Here is a 14,806-nt window from a genome sequence, read left to right on the forward strand (position 1 = left end):
CCCAAATGAATCACTTATAATCATTGGCTAAAGAGATGAAGAAAAACCTTTCTTTGGCCATTTTCAAACACCGCGATTTTCGATTTTTTATTTTCGCCAGATTCTTTATGGTTCTTGCGATCAATATTCAGGCAACCATTGTCGGTTGGCAGGTTTATGAACTAACAGGAAGTGTTCTGGACTTAGGCCTTGTTGGACTTTTTGAAGCCATTCCCTCCATCATCGTCTCCCTTTATGCAGGCCATTTAGCTGATCTCAGAGACAGGCGCAATATCATTGTAGTTTGTTTATTCTTTTTACTTGTTTGTTCCTTAACACTTTTTGCATTCACTGGACCTTTGGGTTTTTTACTCGAAACCTACAAAGCTTATCCAATCTTTTTAGTCATTTTGGTTTCTGGAATTGCGAGAGGATTTATTTCTCCTGCGATCTTTAGTTTTGTGACACAACTTGTTCCCAGAGAACATTACCCACATTCTGCTGCCTGGATGGGGACCTCTTTCCAAGCAGGTGCTGTCATTGGCCCGGCTCTCGGTGGAATTGTATATGGTACTTTTGGAATGCAAGCAGCCTATGCCCTTGATTCTATTTGTATTGGACTTCCCTTTTTATTGTTCTTTTGGATCGCCAAAAGAAGCCTTCCCGAACGAAAAGAAAAGGAAGCTTTGAAAGATAGCCTACTTGTTGGACTTCGTTTTGTTTTAAAAAATGAAGTGATGTTAGGTGCTATGGCCCTAGATATGTTTGCCGTTCTTTTCGGTGGAGCCGTTGCTCTTTTGCCAGTCTATGCAAAAGATATTTTATTTGTAGGTTCAGAAGGCCTAGGGTATTTACGTGCTGCCCCATCACTTGGAGCACTGCTGATGGCCTACTACCTCACGTACAAACCACCACTAGAAAAATCAGGGCGAGTTTTACTTTTCTGCGTATTTGGCTTTGGTGTTTGTATGTTAGTGTTTGGTCTTTCTCATTCCTTTTTACTTTCACTTTTTGCCTTATTTTTATCCGGAGTCTTTGATAGTGTGTCTGTTGTTGTTCGTTCTACCATTATGCAAACCATGACACCGGAAGAAATGCGAGGAAGAGTGAGTGCAATTAACAAAGTGTTTATTGGTTCCTCCAACGAGATTGGTGCCTTTGAATCAGGGGTTTCCGCAAAAATCCTAGGCCCTGTTGGATCGGTGGTCTTTGGTGCCACAATGACCATACTCATCGTTTTTTTTACCTTCCGTTTTTCTCCTAAGTTGAAAGAGTTAGAACTGAAAAACTGGGTCTAAAAGTGCTTGGAAAATCTCTTTTCCAGTGAATACTGGACAAGCCATGTCAGATTTAATCCATGATTCCAAAATTCCAGCAGATAAAAAACACACGCTTATCTTGCTCATACAAACGATGTTAAACGATGTGAACAAACAAATCACTCATTTGGGAATCAACAACTACATGAAACTCCAAGATGAAATTGCAAAGATCCTTGTTCCTGTAATAGAAGATAAAATGGAATGATTAGTCATTTGAACATAATGGTGAATGTTTTCCTTTTACCTCCAACCGGTTTTTAAGAAATACCATCCACTCAGGTGGTTTCATTTTCTCTTTTGTGTGACAAAAAGAAAGAATCCTTTTTTCTGTATGCACCCAAAACCATAAGTTTCTTCCCTTCCAAAAATCAGTTTGGCCTAAAATTGTTGAATTTTCATCCAACAAATAAAATTCTTTTGGGTGGGATCCGTCCCAAAACGAAATAGAAAGGATTCTTTCTCCATTGGAAAGATTTAGTTTTGTGCCTAAAAAATAGTTTTGGAATAACAATTGTAAATTTGATCCTTCACTTTCTTCCCAAATTGGATCTATCATTTTAGAATGAAAAAGGAACCGCTCCCCTTCTTTGGATCGACTGATGCCAGTGAAACCAAACGTTTGTTTGTATGCACTGGAAAGTGCATTGGAATTAGAATCAAAGATTCCATCTGCATTGAATAGAAGATTGGTTTGAAAAAGAGAATTTTGAAATTGATCAATTGAAAACATCCGAATATCTCCGTTGTTTCCCAAATTGCTTCCTCCATCGAAACTAGGGGAAATGAGATTTGCCATCCACAAAATCCTCTTCCATTCCATTAGAAATTCCTTTGCAATCAAAGGGTGGTCAAACCTTACAAATATTTCCTTATTTTTATCTCTCGCTGAAACAGAATAATTATAAGAACCCGTATAAACAATTTGGTCATCAATGATCATTGTTTTGTGGTGCAACAAACCTCCAAGATAACGATCATCTTTAAAAACAATATCAAGATTTCCATCTTCCCAAATCTGAGAAGGATACTCTAAATTTTGACTTAAGTAGATGCCTTCTGGATTTGTGGACATAGGTGCGTTATAAACAGCTTCAATCCGAACTCCTCGTTTGTTTGCCTCAATAAGTTTCAGACTAAGTAAAGGATCATAGTGAGAATAGATCAAATATTTGATTGAATGTTTCGCCGAATCCACAGCCTCAAGTAACTGCTGCTGGATTTCAAGACCGGCCTCCGGTGAAGTCCAATAAACGAGAGGCCCAATTCGAAAAGATCCATTTGGATTTTTTCCATCTAACGTTGTTGTGATCTCCTCCCATTCTTTTTGAGAAATGTTATGCATCCAAAAAACATTATTGTCTGTGGCAAGGCCATGAGTTGTAAAGTTCCCTGTTCCTGAAAAAAATCGGTTCTGGTCAAAGATCCAGATTTTAGTGTGGTGAATCCCCGAGCCTGACCATCTTTGGATTCCCAGTCCAAGGGATTCCAATTCGGAATAATCTTCTTCTTTATCACCAAACAATTCAATCCGAACTCCAGCCCTTTGTTTCAAATAAAGTTCTGTCAAAATTTCGTAATCATCAATGGAATATAGGTACGCTCGAATGGAAACTTTTGCCTTTCTGATCTCGGAAATCAAAACATCCTTTACAATTCTTTTTTTTTCATCAGCCACATCGCGACCTGGATACGAAAAATATAATTCTGTCAACGGAGGGTTACCATACAAAAGAGAAGTTAAATCAATCTTCGATTTTGGTTTTTGGCAAAAGTGAAAGAATCCAAACGAAAAAATCAAAAAGACAAAACAGAATTGTTTCATATTTCCAACCTCCCAAAAACATAACCAAAATTTGATTTGAGGCCCAAAGAATCTGGCACAAACAATTGAGATACACCAATTCCCAATTCAAAGGAAGAATCTTCTTTTAAAGAAAACTCGAGTAAACCTTCGCCGATATAAAATACTTCAAAGTCTCTTTTTTGAAAACTGATTCGTCCATCACTCGGTCTTGTGACTTGGTAAGGTAAAAAATAAGAACCGATGATTTTTAGAACAAACTGACGATAGGTGAATTGCAAAACAAGTTCATTTAGATATCCGAAGGACCGACCTTCCTTTAGTGCATAGTTTTTTTCATATCCCCTTTCTGTTAAGGCTGCAGAAGGAAAAATACGAAAGATTTGTGAAAGATAAGGTGTTTGTGCTGGATGGGAACCCATGGATACATAACCGTCGCGGATGATTTGGTTCTTTTGATTCCTTTCTTCTCGATCAGAAATAAAATGAGAACTGCGGATTAAAAAACCTCCAAAACGAACCTCTGATCCCAACTGGATTGCTTCCCCTGCAATCGGAATCGAACTGGACTGGGTGGCTACTTTTGAATTGGTTCTGTCGTTTCCCTTTGCCCATAAAAAATCAAATTGGACCTCCCAAATCTCTGCATCAAATCGAAAACCAACATTTCCATTGAGGAGAGAATCCCCATCGGCTCCAGATGCCTTTGTTTCCTTTGTATGATCTTTAACATGTTTTCCCCAACTTCCCAGTTCCACATACTGAATGCCCAAACGAAGGGAAAGATACTCTCCGTAAACAAGACCAAAGGAGTGTCTCCTGTGATGACTCACATTTGTTCGCTGGTCTTTGTTGCGAAGTTCGCTATAGGAATTCAAATCTTCCGAAGGAATCTGTAATAGAGACAGGAACCGGTCTTTCTCAAGTAATAAGACCCCTGAATAATGGTCCCAAAGAAAAAATTGTAGGGTAAGATTTGGCTGCGGAAAAAATTCCAAAAAAAAACCATCCCCACCATCGTAACTTGATCCAAAACTTTTGGGACGGAATAAATGTTCACGGCGGCCAACACCAAAAAGGAACTTGGAAGTTTCGTAAGCGATAAAATGATTTTTTCCCAAATAAAAAGGCCTAAGGCCTGTTTCTATTCCTGAAGTTAATTGAATATTTAAATCCCAGACAACATTTTCTCTTTTATTTTTGTCTTTCAGGCCAACAAACATAGATTCGCCGGAGACTCTGTTCAAATAAGATGAATTTTGAAATTCTTTTCCCATTGGATGGATTTGTAAATCCCAGATGGGAGATTGAAATTGGTTTGTTTGGGTTTTTTCTTTAAAAAACAATTCATATCCTAAAATTCCAACTTCGACTCCTACTGCTTGGATGGAGCTCATCCCAAATAACAAGAAGAAGCTGATCAGAAAAAACTTTTGAAACGAGTTCAAAATTCCTCGCGAAAGGTTTCGTAGTCAAAAGGAGACATTCCTGAAGCACCAGATTTGAGCCAAAGAAATTCTCCGGTGTTGACTAAAAGGTGAAATGAAGAATGACTTTCTTTGTGCCCAAAAGAAGAAATCAGGATGGAATTCTGTCCTTGTTTTTTTCGTAACTGGATGGATTCTCCTGAAGAAATTCCATTTCCAATGGTTTGTGTAGTTCTGACTGTGAGGAGTAAATCTGATTCGGAATGAAAAATGGGTAAAAACCAATCTTTGCCGTCAGGATCAACAATCCAGGCACAAACATTCGGATCAAGAATCGTACGATTGGTTTGGAATTTTTGGCCGTTTTTTCCCAAAGGAGTGGAATTTGGAAAACGAGACTGATAAGAAATAAGTTCATCCACACTTACTTCATCTTCAATCAAATACAAACTTAAATCTTCTGACGCAGAAGATCGGTTGCAAACATAGATCCATTCATTTTGTGATTCTTTTGGGTTAGGAAAAATTGCTTCTATTTGAAGGGGACCTTTTTGTTCCAAAAAACTTTTTGGTTTGAGTAAGGATGGATCAGACCAAAAAGAATAAACTTGTTCTTCTGAAGAAAAGGAAGAGAAACCACTTAAATCCAGCTGATAATTCTTGTTCCCAAGTGAAGTATAGGAAATTGGAATTTTCCAATTTCCATTTCCTAACAAAACATTTGTTTGGTTACCCAAAGGAATGTTCGTAAAGTATAACACTTGGAAATTGATTTTTTCAATTTCTAAACTACGTTCTTTGACCAAACCGGGACTACGCCAATCCCCAGAACAAAGAGTCGATGTAACCAGAGAATTGGAAAATACGATGGGATTTGGTTCTGGATGGAGGGACCTCGTTCCCCCTAAAGATTTCTCTTTCGCAAACTTTGGATCCCAAGAAATAAATGTTGGGGTAACATTTTGATTCCCCAAATACCGTAATGATGAAAGGGTGCTCGTAAAAAAATCATCCGGTAATTGGTAAAACAAATCCCCATTACAAACCGAAGGCTCTGTTCCTAAGGTTAGGATGGTTTTTCCTTCTGGTTTCCAAAAGAGAAATTGATTTCCGTTTTCTCTTTCCAATTGGACAAGTCCTTCTACATGACTTTGGAATCCAAAATCCAAAAAAGGAGATTGGTTTGGTGCATACTCCAATAAATCACTAGGAACAAAATTCGCAGAGTTTTTGTTAGGTTTTCCTGGGCTAAATTGGAAACCATACTCCAAAAATTCTGATGAAGCACCTTCTTTTGGATGGGGAAATTCCTTTCCTGATTCTCGAACGATCGAAAATCGATTTTGTTGTTTAAAACGAAGTAAATGAAACAAACTGGGACTAGGTTGGAATTCGTTTTTTACTTGGCTCTTTCTTTCTTCCCAGAAAAATTTAGGAATCTGGAAAACAACTCTTGGAATCGAAAAAGGTTTTTCTTTTGCTCTTAGATCCCAACCCAACCAAAGTTTTTTAGAAATGATAAAATAAGAATTGGAATGAATCACCCATTCATCAGCTGACAAAGGATATATGGTATCATTGTAGACCCAGTTGAGGGAAGAAACATCACAACTTTCTCCTATGTTTTGAAATTCAAAAAAACTAGGGAAAGGAAATTGGGAATCAAATTGATTCCCAGGATAAAATTCCGTAATTTGAATTTGTTCTGCGATACAACCAGGGACACCACCTTCTTTCTGTTTGGATTCGAATTGATTCGGTAACCCAGGGTTTCCACAAAATTGATCTGATGAAGTCCAAAACTGAAATTGATCTCGACAGGATACTGGATGAAACTCGTTTGAAAAAAATTCATCCCCTTGGCGAAAATTAAATTCGGAATCGAGAAATTCTGAATTTCCCCACCGAACCTTTGTATTCGTTCCTAAATTTGATCCATATTCTTTGGGAAGGAAAATTCCATGGAATTTTGGTTCATCGGAGAAAAGGAGAACCCCTTTCGGAAGAATCAACTTGGTCCGTTTCGAAAAATCCTCCGAACGAAAAGATGTTTGAGATCCATCTTTTACCCAATCCAAAGATTCCGAACGGGGGCAAAGAAAGGTTTCTTTAGGATTTTCCCATTCGAGAAACCTTTGGAAACTGGATTCTGAATGCCGAAATAATTCCGAAACAACAGGTTCCCCCGGTTCACATTCAGAAAACCATTCTTCATTTTGGACCTGGATTCTTTCGGTAATTGCAGCAATGTCCGGGCAAGGAAGTTCGAAAGACAGAACTAGTTGTTTGTTCAGAGATCCTTTGAGTTGGTGTGAAAAAAACAAGACCTCACATTGGTCCAAAGTTCTCTGTAAAAAAAGTGGATGAGGAAGAGCAAACGTTTGGTAGGTGACAAACCCATTCGACCAAACCTGAGAATCCCAATCCAAAACAAATCCCAACTTGTCAGATTCTTTTTTCCAATTCCCATATTCTTTGAGTGTGGCAGTCCATCCCTTCCCCTTATCCAACCAGGAAGTATATTCACTTTTTTCTTCCTCTAAAATAGAAAACCCAAGTTTCCATTTTTCGGAATTGGATTCATCTGTTTTCCAACAGATTCGAAACTTTCCACCTAACTCTCGTCTATACAAGGAAACAGGTAAGGAATATATACAAAGAAGACCCGATTCATAACGAACTTGGTTTGTATCTTCAATGACATTCTCCTCTTCTTCTAAATTTCCGTATTGAAACTCGAAGCGAGGAGATTGATCAAACTGATTACCAAACAAAAAAAATGGGATCTCTTCTTGATTCTGACAGGAACAGAGAAGAAAAAAAAGAATGATCGTGATTTGTTTTTGCATCTCCCACCTCGAGGCCTTTGGGTGGGGAAAAAGAATTTATGGTTCTATTTTTTTTAGTTTTTGGATTCCAAGATAAATTTTTTCCGCAAGCACAGGTCCAATTCCAGGGACTTTTTGTAATTCCTCTTTTGTGGCATCCGTAACTTTCTTTTTGGATTGGAAATAAGAAAGAATACTTTTTCTGCGACTTGCTCCAATGTCTTCCATATCATCTAAAATTGTTTTTAATGCTTTTTTCTTTCTTTGGACACGTTGGAAGGTAACTCCAAACCGGTGAGCTTCGTCTCGCAAATTCCGCAGAAGACGCATCATGGGGGAATGGATATCAAAACTATATGGATATTTTTCTCCGGGAAAATAAATCTCTTCTCTCTTTTTAGCAAGACCCACCATCGGTATATGACCAAGTTCTAATGCATTTGCAGCTTCAGCAGCACGAGACAATTGAGTTAGTCCTCCATCGATGACAATAAGATCGGGAAGCGGTTCTTCTTCATTTACTAAATGGCTGAGTCTTCTTGCGATTACTTCATGGATCATTCCTGGATCATTGATTCCCTCATACCCACGCATTTTATAATGCCTGTAACCAGCCTTATACGGTTTCCCGTCGACAAACATAACACCACTAGCCACAGGGGAAGAACCTTGGAAGTGTGAGATATCATAACATTCAATCGTTCTCGGTAGAACAGGAAGTTTTAGTTTTTCTTGGAGTTCTTTCATTGCAACCGATTGGTCACGAAGTTTTGTGGCAAGAATTCGTTCTGTCAAACTGAGGTCCGCATTTTTTTCCGCCAAACGGAGCAGTGATTTTTTAGGTCCCATTTCTGGAAACTTCAGTTTGATAGAAGTTCCTAATTTTTCGGTGATAGCTTCCACAAAAACATCGTAATTCCCTTTGGCAGAAGGAGGTAAAAATAAAGTACTTGGAAGGACTGTGACATTCAAATAATAATCCCGAAGAAAAGAAGTAAAAACTTCTTCATCATCTGAAAAGGAAAGCCCAGTGATGGGAAAAGATTTTTTCCCTTCTAACCTTCCCCCTCTTACTTCTAAAATCACAACTTGGCCTTCATCCTCTCGTTTGCTAATTCCGAGTATGTCTTCGTCTCCTCCATCCATACTGACAACGGTTTGTTTTTCTCTGACTTGGTTGATTTTTTCGATCCTTGCTTTTAAGTATCCGGCTCTCTCATATTCCATTCGTTCGGATGCTTTGACCATCGAAGTTTTGAGCCCGGCAACCAATCGTTCTTTTTTTCCTTCTAAAAAACTCAATATCTCATCTACCAATTCTCCATAGGTTTCTTTTGTAATATTTCCTTGGCAAGGCCCAAGACAACGACCCATATGAAAATTGAGACAAGGCCTTTGCGGTTTTGCGAGTGGGAGTTTGAGTTTGGTTTTACGAATGGGAAAAATTCGATGGATTAATTCTAAAGTGTCACGAGCTGCTTTTACATCTGTAAACGGCCCAAAGTAGCGATCCCCATTGTCTTTTACATTTCTTGTCAAAAAAACCATGGGAAAGTCTTCACTTGTGGAAACACAAAGAAAGGGATATTTTTTATCGTCTTTTAACCTAACATTAAACTTTGGATTGTACTTTTTGATGAGTGTGGCTTCAAGAAGCAAAGCTTCCTTTTCTGTACTGGTGGCAATCCAATCCAGGTCATACAACTCAACGAAGAGTGCCCGCGTTTTGCGATCTTTTAGGTTTGGATTTAAATAAGAGCGGACCCTCGATTGTAATTTGAGAGCTTTTCCAACATAAATTACAATTCCTTCCTCATTTTTCCAGAGGTAACATCCAGGTTGGCTTCCTAAATTTTTAATCTTTTCTTGGATGGTTTTTAGAATGAGTTGGTCTTTCATTATCGTTTTATGCGGGAATTTTACGTTTACAATTCTTAGACAATTTGTATCCCTAGGGTATGGATATGCGTAAATTGATCAAATTTATAATTTTTGGTCTAGAAGGTTTTAATTACGGAATCGGCTTCCCCACTCTCCTTGCTTATATTTACTTTTTTACAGAATGGTCAGGAGAAGAATTTCAAATTATTCTAATTTCTACATCCATTTCTGTATTTTTTATCATTATTTTCTGTGTCAGTTTCTACTGGATTCGGTTTGCTTCCGTAAGTCGAATTGGAAAACCCGAATGTACCAAACGAGATCAAATTAAGGCCTATTTTTGGTTGGATCATTTGGCCCAAGTGGCCATGATCGATGTCATCATTCGCTATGCGATTGGATTTTTATTTGTCCTTGGATCTTTATACTTCTACCAACATTCCAAAAACTTTGTCCTCATGAGCGAAATGGGAATTGGCCTTTGTTTGACCTTAGCCTTCACAGTCATCTTCCAATCCATTTTTATTGATTATGTAGAAAATAAATTCAATACCAAAGGAATTCTACTTTCGATTCGACTAGACCACCATAAAAGCATCAATACAAGAAAACTTTCCCGCAATTTAGGTTTCCAAACTGTCCTCTCTTTTCTTGCGGCTATCCTTGTTTTGTTTATCATCAATTACCGGATGAATTTTAAACAAGAGTTAGACTTGGTACATTCCAGTATGGAACAATCAGTGATGGATTCAGAAACACTCATGCGTGTGACCCTTGTTGACTTTCGTGACAGGTTGACTCTTTCTATATTTGCTGAAAACAAACTAAAAGACCAAATTGTTCGTAAAGATTTACAGGGGGTTCGTTCGGTTCTCAACGAAATCCAATTAAAAAGTACAAACCATGCAGTGGAAGCCCTCTTCTTTTACAAACCTGACGAAGGAATTTTTGTTTCAACAAATGAATACGATCGTTCCAAAACTGGTACCATATTTTTTATTGAAGATGTGGACCTAGCAAAACAAGGGCCACTCAGACATACAAGCATTCGTTCCAAAATTTCTGGTGACATCGTTTCACCTTATACCCTTCCTGTTTACCAAAATGATCAATTTTTAGGTTATGTTGGGGGTTTTTTAAATATTGGAAAACTCTCTAGTTTTATTTTAGGTAATATTAAAATTGGATCTTCAGGAAAGGTTGGTTTTTTCGATGGAGATGGAACCATTGTATATTATACAAACAAAAAAGAAATTGGGAACAACGCAAAATCAAAGTTAGTTTTCGATACACCTTTTCAAAAAGAAGATGCTCTTGGATTTATTGATTCCACGGAAGACGGAACTCTCAAACGGATTTTTTATGTAAAAAATCCAGAATTTAATTATATCATCTACTGCATTTTTGAAAATTCAGAACTTTATGAAAAAACTCTCACCAGTTTATTTACAACACTTGGAATTTCAATTATCGTTTTACTCCTGATTGGATTTATCACTGTCGTTGTGATTGAATCCAAACTCAAACCATTAGAAAGAATTAGAGTAAGAATTGCAGAAATGGTAAAAGGAAATTTACAATCCGATTTTTATGACTCCAGCCGAGATGAAATCGGAAGTATGGCCAATGCGATGTTTGACTTCCAAACAAAACTACGTCAAATCGTAAACCAAACCCAAACAGTTTCCAATGAACTCACAAACACAAGTTCCGATATTTACGAATCCATGTTGTCTTTATCGGATGCAGCACAAAACCAAGCAGCAAGTAGCGAAGAAATTTCTGCCTCAGTAGAAGAAATTACAGCGGGTATTGAAAGTGTAGCACAAAGAACAGAAACTCAATCTTTTACCTTAGTTTCGCTTATGAAAAAAATGACAGAACTCAATCATGCTGTATCTGAAATTGATAAAAAATTCCAAGTTGCTGATGTACGAGTAGAAGAAATCACAAACGACGCCAAGTTAGGAGAAAAGTCTTTGGGAGAAATGAAACTTTCAATGGACAAAATTTATCAGTCTTCTTCGGAAATGACAAATGTCGTTGAAATCATTCATAATATCTCAGAACAAATCAACTTACTTGCATTAAACGCCGCCATTGAAGCAGCTAGAGCCGGAGTGAGTGGCAGAGGATTTGCCGTGGTTGCAGATGAAATTTCCAAACTTGCAGACAAAACAGCGAAGTCCATTGATGATATCGAAGAGCTCATCAAACAGAATGAAGGTGAGATCAAACAAGGTCAGGAAAAAATCGACCAGTCCATTGTGATTTTAAGTGAAACTATTTCAGGTGTAAACTCGATCAATCAAATGACAAAAGAAATTCGTTCTGTTGTTAGAAAACAAATTGAAACCAACGAAGAAGTCAACGAAGGTGTCACACAAATTCGTGAACTTTCGGAAATGATCAAAGAAGCCACTGATGAACAAAAAATGGCTATGCTTGAAATTTCCAGATCGATGGCAGAAATCAATAACCATGCACAAACCACAGCAATGTCGAGTGAAGGAACAAAATCTAGTTCCCAAACCATGAACCAACTATCCGAAAGCCTCAGAAGAGAGATCAACTACTTCCATGTCTAAATCAAAAAACAAAGTTCCTTTCAAAACAAGACTACTTGCATTTGCCATTCCTCTTGTTGTAGGCCTCGTCGCTGCCGTTGTCTTTAAATACTATGTAATCACGCCCGTCCACATTCAAAACCAGTTTATGGAACCTACGTTAAAAAATGGATCCACTGCTTATTTTAATCGATGGTTTCGTGCCAAACAATTGGGGATTGGGGATGTGGTTCTTGTCCACTCTCCTCTTGACCCGGACTCGGTTCTCATCGCAAGGATCGTTGGAAAACCGGGGGATACCATCTATGTCCAAAAACGAATGGTATTTCGCAATGGCACTCTACTCGATCCGACAAGTTTTCCAGAATCCTCATCAAACGATATCCCGATGATCCCTCCTGGAAAAACAGAATCGGATGATATGCCAAAAGTGACAGTTCCCGAAAAATCTTTTTTCCTACTTGCTGACAATCGCGAACTCGGAGTGGATTCCAGAACATTGGGTGTCATCCAAGAAAGCCATGTCATTGCTACCTTATGGTAAAAAAGATTTAGAAGATTGGATTCATTTTTTTGAATCCTCTCTACTCATTATAGGGTCTTCCCTTCTAGTTTCTGGAATATTTTTCCTAGTTGCATTCAACTGGAACCTACTAGATCACTTCACAAAACTAGGAATCATTTATTTCCTAAATTTTGTATTTTATCTGATTCCTTTTTTTATCCGTAAAAAAGAATTTCTTTATGAAATTGGGCTCACCATTCTATTTTTCCTAACAGGATCCGCCTTACTTGTGTTTGGCCAAATTTACCAAATGGGGGCTGATGTTTATGATCTTTTTTTGGGTTGGACAGTTTTTACCTTTCTTTTGGTTCCGATTTCCCGTTCTGGTGTGGTGGCCGGATTCTGGATGGTCCTACTATCATCCACTGTTTACTTGTATTCAATTCAAGTCACAACAGAAAAAGAAAATCACTTTCTATTCGCTTCCGCAGCAGTTTTCTTTGGTTTTCTAGGCACCATACTTGATTGGCAAAACACAGAGTTTTATTCGGAAAAAACAAAATCCTTTTTATCAACCTTAAGCATATTTTTTGCACTTGGTTTTTTGAATTTAATCCATTGGAACTTATTTAGAATTCATTCCGAATTCACTTCTACTTTAACTTATGGATTTTTCCAGATTTTTTTCCCTCTCCTTTTTTATGGATTCCTTTATGTGTATTACCGGTGGTTTCGATTTCGGCACTTAAATTTAAGTTTGATTTTACTCTTTGGGTTAGGCCAAGTCCTTTTGAAATCTGCAGATATATTTGGAATTTGGGCTTATGGTTCTGCGGTTAATTTTTTGCTCTTTGCCCTTTTGATCACCATTTATACCGTTTGGGCTGTGTTTCACCTAAAACAATTGCGAAAGACAATTGATACCGAAGAGAGAATCTTTTGAAATCTTATGTATATATAGAGATTTTGAGTTTTTTAGGGTCCCTACTTGCTGGTGGTTTTTTCCTACTTTGTTTACTTGTACTTGGATTATTAAATAACTACGAAGTCGATTTGTATTTAGGTTTGTTTCTGATGATTTTGGTTTCGGTTGTCTCTTTTGTTTTTAACAATTCAAAACGAGAAACATTAGGCCCAGTTTTATTTTCTTTTTTAAACCAAGGATTTTGTTTATTTCTTTTTGGAGTACAGAAAACCTTTCAACCAAAAGATACATCTTTTCTTTGGTCGATCCTTTGTTTTCAACTGATTTTCTTTTTCTTTGTATCCAATCCCATCCAAAGATTTTTTTCTCCAATCCTTATCTTTGTCTTTGCCAGTGTTTTACTTTTCGAATATCAGTTACTCTATTTTTTCCCACTCCTTACCACTGTTTGTTTGTGTTTGTTGTTATATTTTAGCCTGCCAAAAAATGCACCCGAACCGTTTCATCACCTTCCCCACTCACTCGGCATTTCCTTACTTTTATTGGTAGGTTTTTCATTTTTCCCAGAACTAAAAGAAATCCCTTGGGTTTCCAAATCTCAGTCCGTCGTTTTATTGTTAGCGGGAAGTTATTTATTATACAAAGAACTTGTTCCTAAAATTAGTAATTTTTCCTTTTTACTGTTTTTTATTTTCTATACTTTGATTTTTATCCCAACGATCCAAACACCAGGGATCATCACCTCCTCTTTTCTTTTCCTTTTGGGATTTGCAAGAGGGTATTCCTTTTTATTCTATCTGGCTTGGGTGACCTTCTTTCTCTTCTATTTTGGATTCTATTACGATTTAGAAACCACTCTCTTGGAAAAAGCAAAGCTGATGATAGGCTCTTCTTTGTTATTTTTTGTGGCTTATTTATTTTTAAGATTTTCACCAATGGGAAAAAGAAAATGAAACCCAACTGGTTAGTTTTACTCTTCCTGAACTTTTTAGTTTTCACTGGATTTTTTACATACTCTATATGGGAAAAAGAAAAAATTCGAAAAACAGGAAGGCTTGTCTTTTTACCCTTAGTTCCCAAAGATCCAAGGTCTCTTTTCCAAGGTGATTATATGATCTTAAACTATGACTGGCAGATTTTGGAAACGGAAGAAAACGCAGATACTCCCAAACGTGGCTGTCTGGTATTTCGAATTCAAAAAGAGGAGTTAGTCCCCATTCGTTTGCAGAAGGACTTTACCAACCTGTCTTTCGGCGAACATTGTTTAAAGTATTATCGGAGTGCGTTTCAATTGAAGATCGGACCCGAATCGTATTTTTTCCAAGAAGGTGATACTTCTCTCGGTTCGGAAGCAAAATTTGCGGGCATTCGTTTTTTGGAAACTGAGAACAATGGAGATAAACTCCTAATCGGGTTGTTTGACAAAAACAAACAAAAGTTAGGTTCCAAAATAAAGAACTAAATCCCAAAAACAGTAAAAACTAAAAAACCAGGTTTGTCCCTTTAGCTGACTCAGGAAGTGGCTTTGAGACACCTTCGTTTGCAAACGGGACCGCACCTTCCCTGGTGAG

Annotated in this window: 11 protein-coding genes; 7 read left to right on the forward strand and 4 right to left on the reverse strand. The window is 37.5% G+C overall.

Annotation, left to right across the window (positions count from 1 at the left end; genetic code table 11):
• The first annotated feature begins 35 nt into the window (after positions 1-35).
• Complete coding sequence (locus tag EHQ47_RS16225; protein WP_135748769.1) at positions 36-1,277, forward strand: MFS transporter; 1,242 nt, start codon at positions 36-38, stop codon at positions 1,275-1,277.
• 43 nt (positions 1,278-1,320) lie between these two features.
• On the forward strand, positions 1,321-1,506 hold the full coding sequence (locus EHQ47_RS16230; protein ID WP_004783670.1) for a hypothetical protein: 186 nt from the start codon (positions 1,321-1,323) through the stop codon (positions 1,504-1,506).
• Here the strand turns inward: EHQ47_RS16230 and EHQ47_RS16235 are convergent, their stop codons facing one another.
• The 4 genes from EHQ47_RS16235 to uvrC are packed head-to-tail and all read right to left on the reverse strand — an operon-like array spanning position 1,507 to position 9,256.
• Positions 1,507-3,123 (reverse strand): phospholipase D-like domain-containing protein, encoded by a 1,617-nt coding sequence (locus EHQ47_RS16235; protein ID WP_135777579.1) that lies wholly within the window; start codon positions 3,121-3,123, stop codon positions 1,507-1,509. It lies immediately after the preceding gene.
• Positions 3,120-4,550, reverse strand: a complete 1,431-nt coding sequence (locus EHQ47_RS16240) for an LA_2168 family protein (RefSeq protein WP_135777580.1) — start codon at positions 4,548-4,550, stop codon at positions 3,120-3,122. Before EHQ47_RS16240 ends, EHQ47_RS16235 begins: the two co-directional genes overlap by 4 nt.
• Positions 4,547-7,378 (reverse strand): lamin tail domain-containing protein, encoded by a 2,832-nt coding sequence (locus tag EHQ47_RS16245; RefSeq protein ID WP_135777581.1) that lies wholly within the window; start codon positions 7,376-7,378, stop codon positions 4,547-4,549. Before EHQ47_RS16245 ends, EHQ47_RS16240 begins: the two co-directional genes overlap by 4 nt.
• A gap of 36 nt (positions 7,379-7,414) precedes the next feature.
• Positions 7,415-9,256: an excinuclease ABC subunit UvrC gene (gene uvrC / locus EHQ47_RS16250; protein ID WP_135777582.1), complete on the reverse strand. Its 1,842-nt coding sequence runs from the start codon at positions 9,254-9,256 to the stop codon at positions 7,415-7,417.
• Between the two features lie 65 nt (positions 9,257-9,321).
• On the opposite strand from uvrC, the gene EHQ47_RS16255 reads away from it, so the two are divergent.
• Genes EHQ47_RS16255 through EHQ47_RS16275 form a run of 5 tightly spaced genes read left to right on the forward strand, consistent with a single transcriptional unit; the run spans position 9,322 to position 14,697 of the window.
• Positions 9,322-11,826: a methyl-accepting chemotaxis protein gene (locus tag EHQ47_RS16255; RefSeq protein ID WP_135748774.1), complete on the forward strand. Its 2,505-nt coding sequence runs from the start codon at positions 9,322-9,324 to the stop codon at positions 11,824-11,826.
• Positions 11,819-12,349, forward strand: coding sequence for a signal peptidase I (gene lepB, locus EHQ47_RS16260; RefSeq protein ID WP_135777583.1), 531 nt, complete (start codon positions 11,819-11,821; stop codon positions 12,347-12,349). Before EHQ47_RS16255 ends, lepB begins: the two co-directional genes overlap by 8 nt.
• Entirely contained in the window at positions 12,327-13,253 is a 927-nt protein-coding gene (locus tag EHQ47_RS16265; RefSeq protein WP_135777584.1) for a DUF2157 domain-containing protein, read from the forward strand. Before lepB ends, EHQ47_RS16265 begins: the two co-directional genes overlap by 23 nt.
• Positions 13,250-14,188 (forward strand): DUF4401 domain-containing protein, encoded by a 939-nt coding sequence (locus EHQ47_RS16270; RefSeq protein WP_135777585.1) that lies wholly within the window; start codon positions 13,250-13,252, stop codon positions 14,186-14,188. Before EHQ47_RS16265 ends, EHQ47_RS16270 begins: the two co-directional genes overlap by 4 nt.
• A complete protein-coding gene (locus tag EHQ47_RS16275; RefSeq protein WP_135777586.1) occupies positions 14,185-14,697 on the forward strand; it encodes a GDYXXLXY domain-containing protein in 513 nt (170 codons plus the stop codon). The genes EHQ47_RS16270 and EHQ47_RS16275 overlap by 4 nt, the downstream gene beginning before the upstream one ends.
• Positions 14,698-14,806 lie beyond the last annotated feature (109 nt).

Source organism: Leptospira bourretii (genome assembly GCF_004770145.1).
Taxonomy (GTDB): Bacteria; Spirochaetota; Leptospiria; order Leptospirales; family Leptospiraceae; genus Leptospira_A; species Leptospira_A bourretii.